General features: G+C 40.5%; 13 protein-coding genes and 1 pseudogene. 7 read left to right on the forward strand and 7 right to left on the reverse strand.

The annotated features are described in order from the left end of the window. Positions 1 to 212: 212 nt before the first annotated feature. Positions 213 to 707: a leucine-responsive transcriptional regulator Lrp gene (gene lrp / locus ACE3G9_RS10550; protein WP_027697130.1), complete on the reverse strand. Its 495-nt coding sequence runs from the start codon at positions 705 to 707 to the stop codon at positions 213 to 215. Between the two features lie 154 nt (positions 708 to 861). Between lrp and ald the strand changes: the two genes are divergently transcribed. Beyond that, positions 862 to 1,977, forward strand: coding sequence for an alanine dehydrogenase (gene ald / locus ACE3G9_RS10555; protein ID WP_449219099.1), 1,116 nt, complete (start codon positions 862 to 864; stop codon positions 1,975 to 1,977). Here ald and ACE3G9_RS10560 read toward each other — a convergent pair whose 3' ends face one another. Further along, a complete protein-coding gene (locus ACE3G9_RS10560) occupies positions 1,978 to 2,502 on the reverse strand; it encodes a hypothetical protein (RefSeq protein WP_449219100.1) in 525 nt (174 codons plus the stop codon). Then, positions 2,502 to 3,476, reverse strand: coding sequence for an HTH-type transcriptional regulator CysB (gene cysB, locus ACE3G9_RS10565; protein WP_417879116.1), 975 nt, complete (start codon positions 3,474 to 3,476; stop codon positions 2,502 to 2,504). The genes ACE3G9_RS10560 and cysB overlap by 1 nt, the downstream gene beginning before the upstream one ends. Before the next feature lie 314 nt (positions 3,477 to 3,790). On the opposite strand from cysB, the gene ACE3G9_RS10570 reads away from it, so the two are divergent. The 3 genes and pseudogenes from ACE3G9_RS10570 to miaE all read left to right on the forward strand — a co-directional run bounded on the left by ACE3G9_RS10570 (position 3,791) and on the right by miaE (position 6,209). Continuing rightward, entirely contained in the window at positions 3,791 to 4,120 is a 330-nt protein-coding gene (locus ACE3G9_RS10570) for an MFS transporter (protein WP_449219101.1), read from the forward strand. Beyond that, a pseudogene (locus ACE3G9_RS10575) lies at positions 4,114 to 5,337 on the forward strand (HlyD family secretion protein). Before ACE3G9_RS10570 ends, ACE3G9_RS10575 begins: the two are co-directional and overlap by 7 nt. 95 nt (positions 5,338 to 5,432) lie before the next feature. Beyond that, positions 5,433 to 6,209 (forward strand): tRNA isopentenyl-2-thiomethyl-A-37 hydroxylase MiaE, encoded by a 777-nt coding sequence (gene miaE, locus ACE3G9_RS10580; protein ID WP_449219102.1) that lies wholly within the window; start codon positions 5,433 to 5,435, stop codon positions 6,207 to 6,209. Positions 6,210 to 6,306: 97 nt separating this feature from the next. On the opposite strand, the gene topA is transcribed toward miaE, so the two are convergent. Further along, complete coding sequence (gene topA, locus ACE3G9_RS10585) at positions 6,307 to 8,934, reverse strand: type I DNA topoisomerase (protein WP_417879123.1); 2,628 nt, start codon at positions 8,932 to 8,934, stop codon at positions 6,307 to 6,309. 335 nt (positions 8,935 to 9,269) lie between these two features. Here topA and ACE3G9_RS10590 point away from each other — a divergent pair, with 335 nt between their 5' ends. After that, positions 9,270 to 9,527: a YciN family protein gene (locus tag ACE3G9_RS10590; RefSeq protein WP_417879124.1), complete on the forward strand. Its 258-nt coding sequence runs from the start codon at positions 9,270 to 9,272 to the stop codon at positions 9,525 to 9,527. A 104-nt stretch (positions 9,528 to 9,631) separates the two neighbouring features. On the opposite strand, the gene focA is transcribed toward ACE3G9_RS10590, so the two are convergent. Further along, the gene (focA, locus tag ACE3G9_RS10595; RefSeq protein WP_449219103.1) at positions 9,632 to 10,474 is read right to left on the reverse strand and encodes a formate transporter FocA; all 843 of its coding nucleotides are present in this window, start codon (positions 10,472 to 10,474) and stop codon (positions 9,632 to 9,634) included. A 293-nt stretch (positions 10,475 to 10,767) separates the two neighbouring features. Further along, entirely contained in the window at positions 10,768 to 11,835 is a 1,068-nt protein-coding gene (sohB, locus tag ACE3G9_RS10600) for a protease SohB (RefSeq protein ID WP_449219104.1), read from the reverse strand. A 154-nt stretch (positions 11,836 to 11,989) separates the two neighbouring features. On the opposite strand from sohB, the gene ACE3G9_RS10605 reads away from it, so the two are divergent. After that, the gene (locus ACE3G9_RS10605) at positions 11,990 to 12,748 is read left to right on the forward strand and encodes a YciK family oxidoreductase (RefSeq protein ID WP_417879127.1); all 759 of its coding nucleotides are present in this window, start codon (positions 11,990 to 11,992) and stop codon (positions 12,746 to 12,748) included. Positions 12,749 to 12,836: 88 nt separating this feature from the next. On the opposite strand, the gene mlc is transcribed toward ACE3G9_RS10605, so the two are convergent. Then, positions 12,837 to 14,051: a sugar metabolism global transcriptional regulator Mlc gene (gene mlc, locus ACE3G9_RS10610; protein WP_417879128.1), complete on the reverse strand. Its 1,215-nt coding sequence runs from the start codon at positions 14,049 to 14,051 to the stop codon at positions 12,837 to 12,839. A gap of 268 nt (positions 14,052 to 14,319) precedes the next feature. On the opposite strand from mlc, the gene pyk reads away from it, so the two are divergent. After that, positions 14,320 to 15,765 carry a pyruvate kinase gene (gene pyk, locus ACE3G9_RS10615; protein ID WP_417879129.1) on the forward strand — a complete coding sequence of 482 codons (1,446 nt, stop codon included), beginning with the start codon at positions 14,320 to 14,322 and terminating at the stop codon, positions 15,763 to 15,765. Positions 15,766 to 15,782: the final 17 nt, after the last annotated feature.

Genomic DNA, 15,782 nt, shown 5'->3' on the forward strand with positions numbered 1-15,782 from the left:
ATGACGTCAAACCTTATTACATTGTTGAAAATAGCAAATCGGGTATGAAAATAAGGATAATTCACTCGGTGGTCCAAAATACGACGAGCGGCCTAAGCCGCTCGGTAGACAACACTCGATAACAATAACCGAAATAGGTGGAAAAACCTATACCCAAACAGCGTCAAAAGGAAGATTTGAACACATCTTGACACCATTTGGACATATTTTGATTATCGAGTTTGAATCACTAACTGATTTGATTGTTTGACTTCTTCCATCACCACATAAGTACGTGTGTCATTCACACCTGGAAGGCGTAATAAAGTGTCACCTAATAGCTTACGGTAAGCACTCATATCTGATACACGGGTTTTCAATAAGTAATCGAAATCACCAGAAACTAAATGACATTCTTGGATATCATCTAATTTTTGTACTGCGGTATTAAATTGTTCGAACACATCCGGCGCACCACGGTTTAATGTAATCTCAACAAACACTAAAAGTGATGCATCAAGATATTGCGGATTAAGTAGTGCGGTATAGCCAGTAATATAGCCTTGGCGCTCAAGGCGTCTTACACGCTCTAAACAAGGCGTTGGTGATAACCCCACACGCTTTGAAAGCTCTACATTCGAAATTCGACCATCTTTCTGTAATTCATTTAGAATATTACGGTCAATCCTGTCTAAGTCCTTTGATGGCTTTTTATAATTATCTGTCATTGATATTCACCTTAATTACTTCCCTGCAAAAATATATTCTACATTCTCTTTATATTCAGAATCAAATATTACTAAATCATAACTACACTTTACATTAGTCCAATGAATAAGCCTTTAAACAGATATAACAACCACTAGCAAAAGAGGGTTCAGAATGAAAATTGGCGTACCAAAAGAAATCAAAAACCACGAATATCGTGTAGGTATGATCCCTGCTAGCGTAAGAGAACTATACTCTCACGGGCATCAAGTGTTTATCGAAAGTCAAGCTGGAGCCGGTATCGGCTTTAGTGACCACGATTACATCACCGCAGGCGCTTCCATTCTTCCCTCTGCAAAAGAGATTTATTCTACTGCAGATATGATTGTTAAGGTCAAAGAACCTCAATCCACTGAACGAGCTTTACTCAAACCAGGACAAATATTGTTCACTTATTTGCACCTCGCGCCAGATTTTCCACAAACGGAAGACCTAATAAAAAGCAAAGCCATCTGTATCGCCTATGAGACTGTAACAGATAATATGGGTCGTCTGCCACTATTAGCACCAATGTCTGAAGTTGCCGGTAGAATGTCAATTCAAGCTGGCGCTCAAACATTAGAAAAATCCCATGGTGGCAGTGGCTTACTTCTTTCTGGTGTACCAGGGGTAATGCCAGCAAAAGTGCTGATTCTTGGCGGTGGCGTCGTCGGTTCTAATGCTGCCAGGATGGCAGTCGGATTACGTACTGATGTGACGATTTTAGATAAAAATATCGATACACTTCGAAAACTAGATGAAGAGTTTCAAGGCACCGCAAAAGTAGCCTATTCGACTCGAGAAATTCTTGACCAACTCGTTACCGAATCTGACCTCATTATAGGGGCAGTATTAGTCCCAGGCGCAGCTGCGCCAAAACTCATCAATAAACAACATTTACTCACCATGAAAGCTGGATCTGCTCTCGTCGATGTAGCCATTGATCAAGGGGGCTGCTTTGAAACCTCTCGTGCGACCACTCATGCGGATCCGACTTATGTGGTTGATGATATCGTTCATTATTGTGTCGCCAATATGCCCGGTGCCGTAGCTAGAACCTCAACCTTTGCTCTTAATAACGCAACCCTACCCTATATTCTTAAACTTGCGAACAAAGGCTATCGACAAGCTTTATTAGAAGATGCGGGCTTTTTAAAAGGGCTAAATGTTATTGATGGTAAGTTAACTATTAAAGAAGTCGCTGAGGGATTTAATCTACCCTACTTAGATGCAAGACAAGCGCTAGAGTAATCAATTCTCAATCGCTTGAATAAGAATATTGCGTGGTGTGATGTTTCGCTGGCAGAAAATGCTAAGCGAGACGTTATATCCCGCTTGTTCTAAACGCAAGGCTTTATCACACACTAACCATATTTCAAGCGGTCTTCGAAAAGCTTGCTGCACTAAGCTCAAACGCTCCATCTGAATAAAACGTTCTTGACCTCTTTGTTGCCAATAATCTAAATCCTCAAGAGTAACCTCTAAATTTCGCTGCACTTTCGCCCATTGGCAGAAACTAGCAAACCCTTGGCTTAGCTGTGATTTTTTAATGCTTGGAATAGGCGTATAACCTTGGTGGTTACTCGCCTCTTGCAACAAACAATCTAAACCTAAACGATACGTCATTTCCTGTTCACGATGATGCTTCACCCTTTCCCCACCCGTTACGGTTTCTTGTAATGGGATCTTGAGCTCTGTTTTGGAAAGGTGAAGTTCTTGAGTAGAAATGAGCGCGTTATCTAATAAAGAAAAGCGCTGAGAGAAAGATTCACTCATTAACGAACAGGTAACTCAATACCTTTAAACATGGTTTCGATTTCTTGATTATTCTTCAAGCCAATTGCTTTTTCGACAACTGGACGTGTTAAATGTGGGGCAAAACGCTCCATAAAATCATACATGTAGCTACGTAAGAACGTACCACGTTTAAAGCCAATACTTGTGGTGCTCGCGCCGAAGATATGGCTGGCATCGATGGCCACCAAATCATCATCTTGTTCTTCATCGATCGCCATACTAGCAAAAACACCAACGCCAATACCCAAACGAACGTAAGTTTTAATCACATCGGCATCTGTGGCAGTAAACACAATCTTAGGTTGTAAGCCCGCCAGATTAAACGCGGTATCTAACTCAGAGCGACCAGTGAAACCAAAGACATAAGTAACCAAAGAGTACTTAGCCAACTCTTCAATCGTTACTTTGCCTAATTGTGCCAAAGGATGATCTTTTCGGACGACAATAGAACGATTCCAATGATAACAAGGCAGCATGATGGCATCTTGATATAAATGCAGCGCTTCTGTCGCAATCGCAAAGTTAGCCGTGCCTTTTGACACCGCTTCTGACATTTGACTCGGCGTACCTTGGTGCATATGCAAAGACACTTTAGGATAACGCGCGGTAAAGCCTTTAATCACATCCGGTAAAGCGTAACGAGCTTGAGTGTGAGTAGTCGAAATATTGAGTGTTCCACTTTCAGGGTTAGTGTGCTCACCTGCTACTGCCTTAATGCTTTCTACTCGGGATAAGATTTGTTGAGAAATGCGGACGATTTCTTGCCCCGCGGGAGTCACTGTTGTTAGGTGCTTGCCACTACGTTCAAAAATCTGAATGCCTAATTCGTCTTCTAACAAACGAACTTGCTTACTAATGCCCGGTTGCGATGTATATAGATTCTCCGCCGTAGCAGAGACATTTAGGTTATTATTCACCACTTCTACAATATATTTCAGCTGCTGTAACTTCATATAGGCCTCCCTCTCCAATCACTCAATATCTATTGCTATTCCAGCTTATGAAGATTAGTTATAACGTGAATAACCGGGTTTTTCTAGCTAAAACGTATAAATGCCAGTCCCACAGTATGTAATTACCCCCCTTTAAAGAAATTTTTGCTGATATTGCAGCGGTGTAATCCCTCTTTGCTTCTTAAACATTCGATTAAAACTTTCAATATTTTTATAACCTAATCGTTACGAAATTTAAATTAATCTATCATTACAAACTAATCCAATAAAAATGTTTGCACAATAGAACTCCCCCCTTAAATCTAGGAGTTTTTATGAGTTTAATTACCACCCCATTCGTTGGGACTGGTACGGATACCGCTTTACACATTATTGCAGGATTGGTTTTAGTGACTAGCGTAGCAGCTGCCTTATATGGATTTTGGAAATTTCATGAACTACCCATAAACAAAGCGCACCGAAAAGATCACAGTCAGATAGGTCTCATTACGATACTAACCTGGATAGGGTTTATTTGGCATTGGGTTTGGGTACTCGCTGTCATTTTAGCTTTTGTGGATATGGATAAAGCCATTATTTATTTACGTGACACATGGAAAGCCTCTCCAACCAGTTCAGAATTGAAAGAGGATAAACAATGCTAGAAGGTTTAGCCGTTTGGGCACTCTTAATCTATCTATTAAGACTCGTGGGTATGCCATGGAACAAGGCAACCAAAATGTTCGCTTATCTAGGTGGTATGAGTTGGTTGATGTTTGTGTGGGTAGGCTTGATCAATTATGCACCAATGGATTTATCTGGAGGTTCCGTTGTTCAATCTCCACACATTCAACTCAAACCAGACAATATCAATGTGAATGGTAAAGTGAAGCGCATTTATGTACAGCCAAATCAAGATGTGAAAAAAGGCCAATTAATTTATGAGATCGAAAATGAACCTTACCAAATCGCATTAAAGCAAGCGAAAGTAGCAAAGCAATCCGCTTTGATAGCATTTGATACTGCTCAGCAGAACATAGAAATAGCAAAACTGAATCATCAAACATTAATACATGATGAGAAGATTTTAAATAATGAGCGTTCAACAGCGAATTCAGATTATGACTTACAAGTAAAAATGCTCAAACGATATGAGACTCAAAACCAAGTAGCCCAAAATACCATTTCTCAAAGCGTCATTGATAAACAAAGAAGTGCTGTTGAAATTGCAAAGCAAAAAGTAAATTCGATTACGTCAAAGCTACGACAAAATACGTTAAGTATCGAAAGAGCAAAACAAGAAATTTCACGTAGTATTTTAACCGTACAAAGCAAAAAATCAGACTATGACGATAAAATACAATTAGTAGCGAAAGCTGAGTGGGATCTCAAAAGCACTCAAGTCTTTGCTCCAGCAGACGGATTTGTCACTAACTTTATTTTACGTGAAGGGCAGTTGATTTCCCGAATACCTAGATTGCAAATGTATACCAATGAAAAGTATGTGTTAATGAGAGTAAATCACCAAGCCATTCGTAATGTACAAGTCGGCCAAGTAGCAGAATTTTCTTCTTCGGTATATCCAGGAAAAATCTTTGCCGCTGAAGTTGAAGGTATTGTTGAAGCAACAGGTGAAGCTCAAGGTAATTTAATTGGCTTTGATCAATCAATACACTCAACAACCAGTAAAAACCTCAATAACAAACATCACTTTGTACGTTTAAAAGTCATTGAAACTGAGGATTATGATTTACCAGTGGGTTCTGTAGGATTAGCTTAGGTTAGTGCTGAAAAGCCAATTTCATTCTTAAACTTTCTTGATGTAATACGAGGAATTATCATTCGAATGAAATCACAACTGTACTACTTTTATTCCATCTAAGTCACTCGATAATATTGTTCCGTGAAATAGCTCTGAGGTCAGAGTCATTTCATGATAAAATCCTAGTAATGATAAGCACCATAAAATAGTCAATTATGTATCAAGAATTACTGAAACCTATACACCAATTTCTACATTGTCCAACCCCAGAGGCTTGGATAGAAAAAGCCAAGCAACCAGAACATTTAAACGCCTTGCTGATTGACCATTGCAATTGCGAATTAAAAGCGGCTCAAACAGCTATGTTCATGGTGCGCAAATATGCGGTTGATGAGCAAAATGGTCAAACACTGATGCAATGGGCTAAACCTTATGAAGATTATGTCTACAAGTGTATTCGTGATGTCGAGTTTCCAGAAAAGAGCATAATGCAATCTAGTAGCCTAACCGTTCGTGATGGCTTTGAGCATGGCCAAGATCTCGTCGATAAAATGGTGCGTTTGATTAAAGAGGAATTCCATCACTTTGAGCAAGTGCTTGAGATTATGGAAAACCGAGGCATCCCTTATCAAAATCTTACCGCGGGAACTTACGCCAAAGGTTTAATGAAGACAGTCAGAACCTACGAGCCCGCAGCCCTCATTGATAAGCTGATTATTGGTGCGTATATCGAAGCGCGATCTTGTGAGCGTTTTGCCAAACTGGCACCGTTTTTAGATGAAGAGCTGAATAAGTTTTATGTTTCTTTGTTACGTTCAGAAGCGCGTCATTATCAAGACTACCTAGCGCTAGCTGAAGCAATTGCGGGAGAAGATATTAGTGAAAGAGTGCGCTTAATTGGCGAGCGTGAAAGTCAGCTCATTCAACGAGAAGAAGCGGAATTTCGTTTTCATAGTGGCGTTCCTGTCGAAGTAGTAGCGTGTAGCGTGTAGCGTGTAGCGTGTAGCGTGTAGCGTGTAGCGAAATTTTGATACAAAAACAGCCCGGTGCAAATGCATCGGGCTGTTTTTTTTGTTAGGCGCTTAAACCTTATTTTTTAGGTTTCTTACGCTTGTCTGTGATTTCCCACTTACCGTCGATATACAGCGCAGTCCAGCCAGATGGTTTACCATCCACTTCGGAGCGCACGTAATGCTCTTTCGATTTACGACTAAAACGAACGACGGTTGGGATCCCATCAGGATCGGCAACCGGTGCAGACGCTAAGTACTGGAACTTTTCAGAAATACGATCTTTGTACTCTACCATTTCTGCGACTAGCGGCGCGCGAGTTTCACGAGATTTAGGGAAGTTGCTTGCCGCCATAAACAAACCAGATGCACCATCACGCAGTACGAAATAAGCATCCGAATTAGAACAAGGCAACTCAGGGAAATGTACTGGATCTTCTTTCGGTGGCGCAACTTCGCCGTTACGTAAGATCTTACGAGTATTTTTACATTCCTCGTTAGTACAACCCATGTACTTACCAAAACGGCCATTTTTCAGCACCATATCTGAGCCACACTTGTCACACTCAACTAATGGGCCATCGTAGCCTTTGGGTTTGAACTCACCGAATTCAACCACATAACCTTCACAGTTCGGGTTATTACCACAAACGTGCATCTTACGCTTGTCATCAATCAGGTAAGCGTCCATTGCGGTTTCACAAATTGGACAACGCTTTTTAGCACGAAGAGCAGCAGTTTCAACGTCTTCTTCTAAAACGTTAACTACGCCTTCTTCATCACCTAAGTTAATAGTAGTTTTACAACGCTCTTTTGGTGGTAGCGCATAACCTGAACAACCTAGGAACACACCTGTTGAGGCAGTTCGAATGCCCATAGGACGTGAACACGTTGGACATTCAATGCTCGTTTCAACGATCTTATTTGGCATCATGCCACCTTCGGATTCGTCTAATTCTGCTTTATCTAAATCGGCAGTGAACGCATCAAAAAACTCATCGAGGACTTGGGTCCAAGTTAAATTACCTTCGGCGATTTTATCGAGTTTTTCTTCCATGCGAGCAGTGAAATCATAATCCATCAGATCGTTAAAGCTGCCCTCAAGACGATCAGTCACAATCTCGCCCATTTTTTCTGCATAGAAACGACGTTGATCAACTTTGACATAACCACGATCTTGAATGGTGGAAATGATCGATGCATAAGTCGATGGACGACCAATACCACGTTTTTCAAGCTCTTTAACTAACGCCGCTTCGGTATAACGTGCAGGCGGTTTAGTAAAGTGCTGTTTCGGATCGAGTTGTTTCAACGACAAGGTATCGCCAACTTTCACTTCAGGTAAGATTTGATCTTCATTTTTACCCATTGGACGCTGAACGCGAGTCCAACCGTCAAACTTCAAAATACGCCCTTTGGCTTTTAGCGTAAAGTCGTCAGCCTTAACACTTACTGTGGTTGAATCGTATTTTGCTGGTGTCATTTGACAGGCAACAAATTGATTCCAGATCAGTGCGTAAAGTTTGTGGGCATCTGCTTCCATACCATTTAAGTCTTCAGCTTTTACTTCAACACTAGATGGACGAATCGCTTCGTGCGCCTCTTGAGCACCTTGTTTACTACCGTAAGCTAAAGGATTGGCTGGTAAATAGGCGTCACCAAACTCAGATTGAATAAACTCACGACAAGCCTCTACAGCCTCTTTGCTCAAGTTAGTTGAGTCAGTACGCATATAGGTGATATAACCTGCCTCATAGAGCCTCTGAGCGAGCATCATGGTCTTTTTCACCCCATAGCCTAAGCGGGTACTTGCCGCTTGTTGCAATGTTGAAGTGATATATGGCGCAGAAGGCTTACTTGAAGTTGGACGATCTTCACGCTTACAGACTTCATAAGTCGCTTTTTCAAGAATCGATAATGCTGCTTTGGTTTCCGCTTCATTGACGGGTTTGAAAGCAGAGCCACCCTGTTGAGCAACGAGTAAACGGAAATCTGTATTATTTAGTGTTGTCGTGTCGGCGTGAATATCCCAAAATTCTTCAGGAATAAATGCGTTGATTTCACGTTCACGCTCAACCAATAATTTCACAGCTACCGATTGAACACGACCAGCAGATAAACCACGGGCCACTTTTTTCCAAAGCAGAGGTGATGCCATAAAGCCTACTACGCGGTCTAAAAAGCGTCGTGTCTGTTGGGCGTTCACACCATCTAGATTCAATTCACCTGGTGTTTCAAATGCTTGTTGAATGGCATTTTTAGTAATTTCGTTAAAAACTACTCGCTTGTATCGCGTATCATCGCCACCGATGATCTCACGAAGGTGCCACGCAATAGCTTCCCCTTCGCGGTCTAAATCGGTTGCGAGATAAACGTAATCAGCGTCTTTGGCTAATTTCTGTAATTCAGCAACAACCTTCTCTTTACCCGGAAGGATTTGATAATTTGCCTCCCAACCTTGGTAAGGATTGATTCCCATCTTTTTAATAAGGGCTGCTTTATCTTTTTCTTTTTTAATACGAGCTTTTTCTTCAGGGCTCATACCTTTAGTTGAAATCGCGGCCGCTTTTTTTCCACTACTTTGGCCAGCAGTAGGTAAGTCACGTACGTGGCCAACGCTCGACTTCACAACAAAATCTTTTCCAAGATATTTATTGATAGTCTTTGCCTTAGCTGGTGACTCTACAATAACAAGAGATTTGCCCATAACTAATTCTAAACATCCTCATCAGGTCGCGTTTATTGATTACGCACGCTGCTTTAATTAATTGCTTCTTTTTTTACTATCGAGTGAGTTTTAAATAAGATCAACCTGTTTTTTCACTTTTCATTCTGAATGAACGACATATCACCAACTAAGTAGCAGTAAGAAAACTGACCACCAGCTACGATTTTTGAAAAACAAAATTAAGCATTTTTTACTGCCATTCGCTATACCCAGAAACGAGTTAGGTATAAACTTTGAAATCAAATTGAGGCGGACAATAACGCCTTATTTAATGATATTCAACAAAACCTTAACTTTCATTCTAAGTAGGCCCTATGAGTAGTAAAAAAGCCATCTCCGAATTTGAACTCCTTTTGATTGCAAACCAAGTTATTCAGGAACATGAAAATTATCTGGAAGGAATGCGCACCACATCCGTTACGGAAAAAGATGATGTGTTGATTTTTAAAGGGGAATATTTCTTAGATGAGCAAGGACTACCGACTGAAAAAACTACAGCGGTATTTAATATGTTCAAATATCTAGCACATCATTTATCTAAAGAATTCACCTTAGAAAATATGGCGCACTAATTCAGACATTGGACCTTATAACCCCCCAATGTTGGTTGTCCAACTATTGAGGGGCAGTTCGGTTCACCGCTAGGGCATTTTTGTGTCAGTTATCTATCACTACATTACTTACGTAGATAAATTGACCAAAACCATAAACCGACAAATAAGCTACCGCCAATAATATTACCGATAGTCACAGGGATAAGGTTGTTCATTACAAAATCAACCATATTTAAGTCGGCAAACTGACTAGCTGTGGTATGAGTCATTTCCCAAAATTCAGAAGGTGCAAAGTTTTTGATGCCAATCGCAAATGGAATTTGGAACATGTTTGCGATGCTATGTTCAAAACCTGATGATACAAACATCGCAACAGGCAAAATTAAAATAAGGATTTTATCAGTTAAGGTACGGCCAGCATAAGACATCCAAACGGCAATACAGACGAGCAAATTAGCCATCGTACCGAGTGCAACTGCAGAAGCAAAAGAATGATGCATTTTATGTTGAGCAATATGCATCGCATTCAAGCCAATGCCGCCGGCATCACTCATATATTGCTGAGCCACTAACATGATAGCAACCAACACAATACAACCAACAAAGTTACCAAAATAAACTTGTACCCAATTCTTAATTAATTGCCTCCAAGTGACCAAGCCGCTGGCTTTCGCGACGACAACTAGAGTTGAACTGGTAAATAATTCACTTCCAGTGACGACCACTAAAATCAAACCAAGACTAAATGCTAAACCGCCAACAAAATGTGAAAAACCTGGTGCGACATCAGCCGTACCGCTAGTTACCGTAGTGTAAAAGATAAATGCGATACCAATTTGCATACCAGCGGTAACTGCCAACATAAAGGTTTTAAAGAAAGATTTATTAACTTTGTAAACACCAGCTTCTGCAGCTTTTTTTGCCATATCTGCTGGCATTAACGATTCAAATTGATTATTTTTCATTTTTCTCTCGTAACAACTAGATACAAAGTAAGAGTAATGGTTGAATATTGCGTTTTAATGTGACCAAATTCAAGCTTTCTAATCCTAGTCAAAAGTTAGAAAAAGTTAATTCCACTACAAGAAATGATCAATGAAAAACCACCAAAAAGTCGCGAATTCCGGCTAAAATCAACAAAAAAAGCTCTAAATAAAAAATCATTACACTAAAAAAAAAGCCCACAAGATGTGAGCTTAATTCAATAAAGATTGATATAAATCAGTTCTTCATACGCCTACCTCATTAGAGGTATCCATTATACGATTGGACGCTGACCTCTAGATATCAATTTAAGTAGTACACTATCGACGGTTTTCGCTGCGCTACCAGAAATTTTATCCGATATTTTTTTCTTTCGAACATAATGTAAAGCTAATACTGATTTTTCTTTGGTTGCCGCAACAATCAAATCATCTGAGGTTTTAATTTCGTCCACTAACCCTAACTCTAGTGCTTGGCTACCAAACCAATGTTCACCAGTTGCTACTTTCTCGAGATCAAGCTCTGCACGGTGCTCACGAATAAAGTCTTTAAATAGCACATGAGTTTCTTCTAACTCGTGCCTGAACTTATCACGGGCTTTATCAGTATTTTCACCAAACATGGTTAAGGTACGTTTATATTCGCCTGCGGTCATTTGTTCAAATTCAATATCATTCTTTTTCAACAATTTATTGAAATTTGGAATTTGTGCGATCACACCAATCGAGCCAACAATCGCAAATGGTGCAGAAACAATTTTATCCGCCACACAAGCCATCATATAGCCACCACTTGCTGCCACTTTATCGACGGCAATAGTTAATGGAATATTGGCATTTTTAAGGCGGTCAAGCTGAGAAGAAGCCAACCCATAACCATGAACCATACCACCGCCAGACTCTAAACGAAGTAGTACTTCATCCCCGTCTTTCGCTACAGAAAGAATTGCGGTGACTTCCTCACGTAAAGACGATACTTCTTTAGCATCAATGCTACCGTTAAAATCTAAAACAAATAAATGAGGTTTGCGCGTATCTACAAGCTCACCTGATTTTGCGGCCTTTTTCGCTTCTTTGGCGTCTTTTTTGTTCTTTTCTTTTTGTTCTTTTTCTTGAGCTTTATGACGCGCTTTTAAATACGCTTCATCATGTAAGTGTTCTTCTAATTGTGCGACCGTTTCAGTATGCTTTTCTGACAAGTCAGTGATCTGTAATTCACCTTTCGCATGACCGCCCTTTCCGCCTAATACTTTAATGCCAACAAACAATGCGATTACTGCAACGACAAACGTCACGACTTTGGCTAGAAACAGCCCATAATTCAACAAAAATTCCAATATCATTCCCTCAAAACTTACGGTTTAGTGTATGGTAAGCGAGTTTACGTTGATGCTAACCATTTATTATTTGAAATAGCGGTACATTATTGCATATACCTAAGTGACTTCAAATAAGATGGACATAAATGACATAAAGTTAGATTAAGGATTACATACGGTGAATTATTCAGTTTCCCCTTCAGCGCTTACTGGTAAAACCATTTTAGTCACTGGTGCTGGTGACGGTATAGGTAAAGAAGCGGCCTTACACTACGCTCAACATGGCGCAACCGTTATTTTACTAGGGCGCACCGTGTCCAAACTAGAAGTGACGTACGATGAAATCGAATCGAAAGGTTACCCGCAAGCGGCAATTATCCCTCTTGATATGAAGGGGGCGACCAAACAGAACTACCTTGATATGGCCGATACAATCGCAGCTCAATTCGGTAAACTTGATGGTATCTTACATAATGCTGGCCTACTAGGTACGATCACACCATTTGAACAAATTGAAGAAAGTGCTTTTGATGAAGTGATGCAAGTCAATGTCAAAGCACAGCTACTAATGACCCAAGCATTACTGCCTCTGGTTAAAAAATCAGAAAACGGCCGCATTGTCTTCACCTCTTCAACGGTTGGTCATATTGGTAAAGCTTACTGGGCCAGTTATTCCATTTCTAAATTTGCCACCGAAGGCATGATGCAAATTCTGGCAGATGAACTCAGTGACACCTCTATTCGTGTTAATGCGATTAATCCTGGTGCAACTCGTACAAAAATGCGAGCCTCAGCTTATCCAGCAGAAGATACTAACCTGCTAAAAACGGGCAAAGATATCATGCCACTGTATGTTTACCTTATGGCAGCAGAAAGCCAAGGGATTCATGGTCAATGCATTGATGCGCAACCTGAACGTAATAAGCTATTTAAATAGTAAGCCTTACTCAGTTCATCAAAGACAACAAAGCCAGCAATTACGCTGGCTTTATTTATACATACCCTAGTAACTTCAAGATGCAGAATTAGCCTTCAACCACCTTCAAGAGCAATGAACCGTCATAAAGTGCCTGCTTAATCAATGCCGCACCTGGCATCGTGGTTTGAGTAAAGAATTTACTTTCCACTAAAGGCACACCTTTGTGAAAAATAGGTAGGCTATATTGCTGCAAAGCTTGCTCAATAGCGGGAAATAAAATTGACTTAGCTTTGGTTAATGCACCACCAAGCAATATTTTTTCTGGGCTAAATATATTTACCATAATAGCAATGCCCTTACCTAAATCTCTCCCTAGCTTCTCAATGGTTTGTTTAGCTAATTCATCACCTTCTAACGCTGCTGAGCAAATGGTTTCCATCGTAATATTATTAACCGATAATATTGTTGGCTCGCCTTGAGCAACTTTCTCGGTAACAGCACGGCACACCGCTTGGGAGGACGCGACCGTATCTAAACAACCGCGCTTGCCACACTCACATACGGCACCATCAGGATCAATTTGAATATGTCCTAACTCTCCGATGTTGCCATTACGACTGTAAACCAAACGTCCATTTAAAATCACTCCAGCCGCAACGCCTTGGTGATTACTAATGAGTAATGAATTATCAACTTCTTGAGACTGACCAAACAACATTTCTGCCAAAGCCCAAGCACAAGTATCATTTGCAATAAAAACTGGTACGCCCGTTTGAGCATAGATTGCGGGGCCTAACGCTAAATTTTTAATATTAAAATGCGGCATCTGAATCACCACACCTTCAGAGAAATTGACCAGAGCAGGTAGTGTCACTGCAATACTGGTCATCCTCTCAACTAAATGGGCATTCTGAACAAAAAAACTCTCAATTTCATTTAAGATTTGTTGTTGTAATCGATCTTGATTTGAGGCTTCTATTTCCACCTTATAATCGGTGACCACCTCTCCTCCAAGTTCGTGTAAGGCAATAATTATATAGCCCTTACCGAGTCTAATAGACAGAAACTGCCAACCAGTATTATCGGTTTGTAGCCCCACAGCAGGACGACCCCGACTAAGAGACTCTTGTACTACGGTTTCATGAATTAAGTACCCTTCCATTAATTCACGAGAAATTTTAGTAATACTGGCTGGTGCCAAGCCACTTAATTTTGACAGATCGATACGAGAGATTGGGCCAAACTGATCGATGAGTTTATATACACGACCTGTATTGACTTGCTTAATTTGATCAATATGACCAGGTTGAGCCATGTACATAAAGAACTCCTTTTGAAAAACCTGTCGCAATTTTTTTACACTGCAAACTAATTGTGAAGCACCATACAACCGTTGCGTGACAAGTATCACGCTTAAATTATAAATATTGGCTATTCTGACAGTTTTAAACACTAAATAAATTTAAAGTAAAACACACACGAATTATAGGGATAAATTTTCAAACACTATTTATTAAATAAACTCATAAAATTACACTTTAATTAATGATAACGTATAAATAATTTATATATCTGAAATGGAGTAATTCATGTCTCAACGTTTAAGACGTACCAAAATTGTCACTACCCTTGGTCCAGCCACAGACAAAGATAATGTCCTGGAAAATATCATCAAAGCTGGTGCTAATGTTGTCCGAATGAACTTCTCACATGGTTCAGCTGAGGACCATATTATTCGAGCAGAAAAAGTCCGCACGATTGCGGCAAAATTAGGCATTCATGTGGCTATTTTAGGTGACTTACAAGGCCCTAAAATTCGTGTTTCAACCTTCAAAGACGGAAAAATTCAATTAAATATTGGTGATAAATTTACACTGGATAGTGATCTTGAAAAAGGCCATGGTGACCAACATGCTGTCGGTTTAGACTATAAAGAATTACCAAAAGATGTGGGGCCTGGTGATATTCTTTTACTTGATGATGGTCGTGTCCAACTTAAAGTAACCAGTGTCGATGGCAATAAAGTACATACCGAAGTCACCGTTGCTGGCCCTCTTTCAAATAATAAGGGTATCAATAAAAAAGGTGGTGGTTTATCCGCTGATGCCTTAACTGACAAAGACAAACAAGACATTATCACGGCTGCAAAAATCAAAGTAGACTACCTTGCTATCTCTTTCCCACGCAATGGCGAAGATATGCATTATGCCCGTCGCTTAGCGCGTGACGCTGGTCTTGAAGCCAAATTAGTCGCCAAAGTTGAGCGTGCCGAAACCGTTATTAGCGAAGAAAGCATGGATGATATTATCTTAGCGTCTGATGTCGTGATGGTAGCTCGTGGTGACCTAGGAGTAGAAATTGGTGATGCAGAGCTCGTTGGTGTGCAAAAACAACTGATTCGACGCGCACGTAGCCTAAATCGCAATGTGATTACCGCAACACAAATGATGGAATCAATGATCACAAGCCCAATGCCAACACGTGCAGAAGTGATGGATGTGGCGAATGCTGTTCTTGATGGCACCGATGCGGTAATGCTTTCAGCGGAAACCGCAGCAGGTAGTTTCCCTGTTGAAACGGTAAAATCAATGGCAGAAGTGTGTGTTGGCGCCGAAAAAATGCCGTCAGTTAATGTGTCAAACTACCGCTTAGACCGTAAGTTCCAATCGGCAGAAGAAACCATTGCGATGGCAACTATGTATTCAGCAAACCATATGCAAGGCATCACTGCTGTCGTTTCAATGACTGAATCAGGCCGCACTCCATTGATGATGTCACGCCTAAGCTCTGGCCTTCCCATTTTCGCTTTATCCCGTAATGAGACTACGCTTAACCGAGCAGCACTATATCGTGGTGTGACGCCGGTTTTTTTTGAGCATGAAGCAGGCTCCGGGCTACCTTGCGCATTAGCAGCAATTACGACATTAAAAGAAAATCGCCTACTTGAGAAGGGTGATAAAGTCATCATCACTCAAGGCGATGTAATGGACTTAGTGGGTTCAACTAACTGTATGCGCATCATTGAAGTAGAATAGAAATACTCAAAGTAATA

The sequence above is a fragment of the Vibrio sp. E150_018 genome (assembly GCF_053544035.1).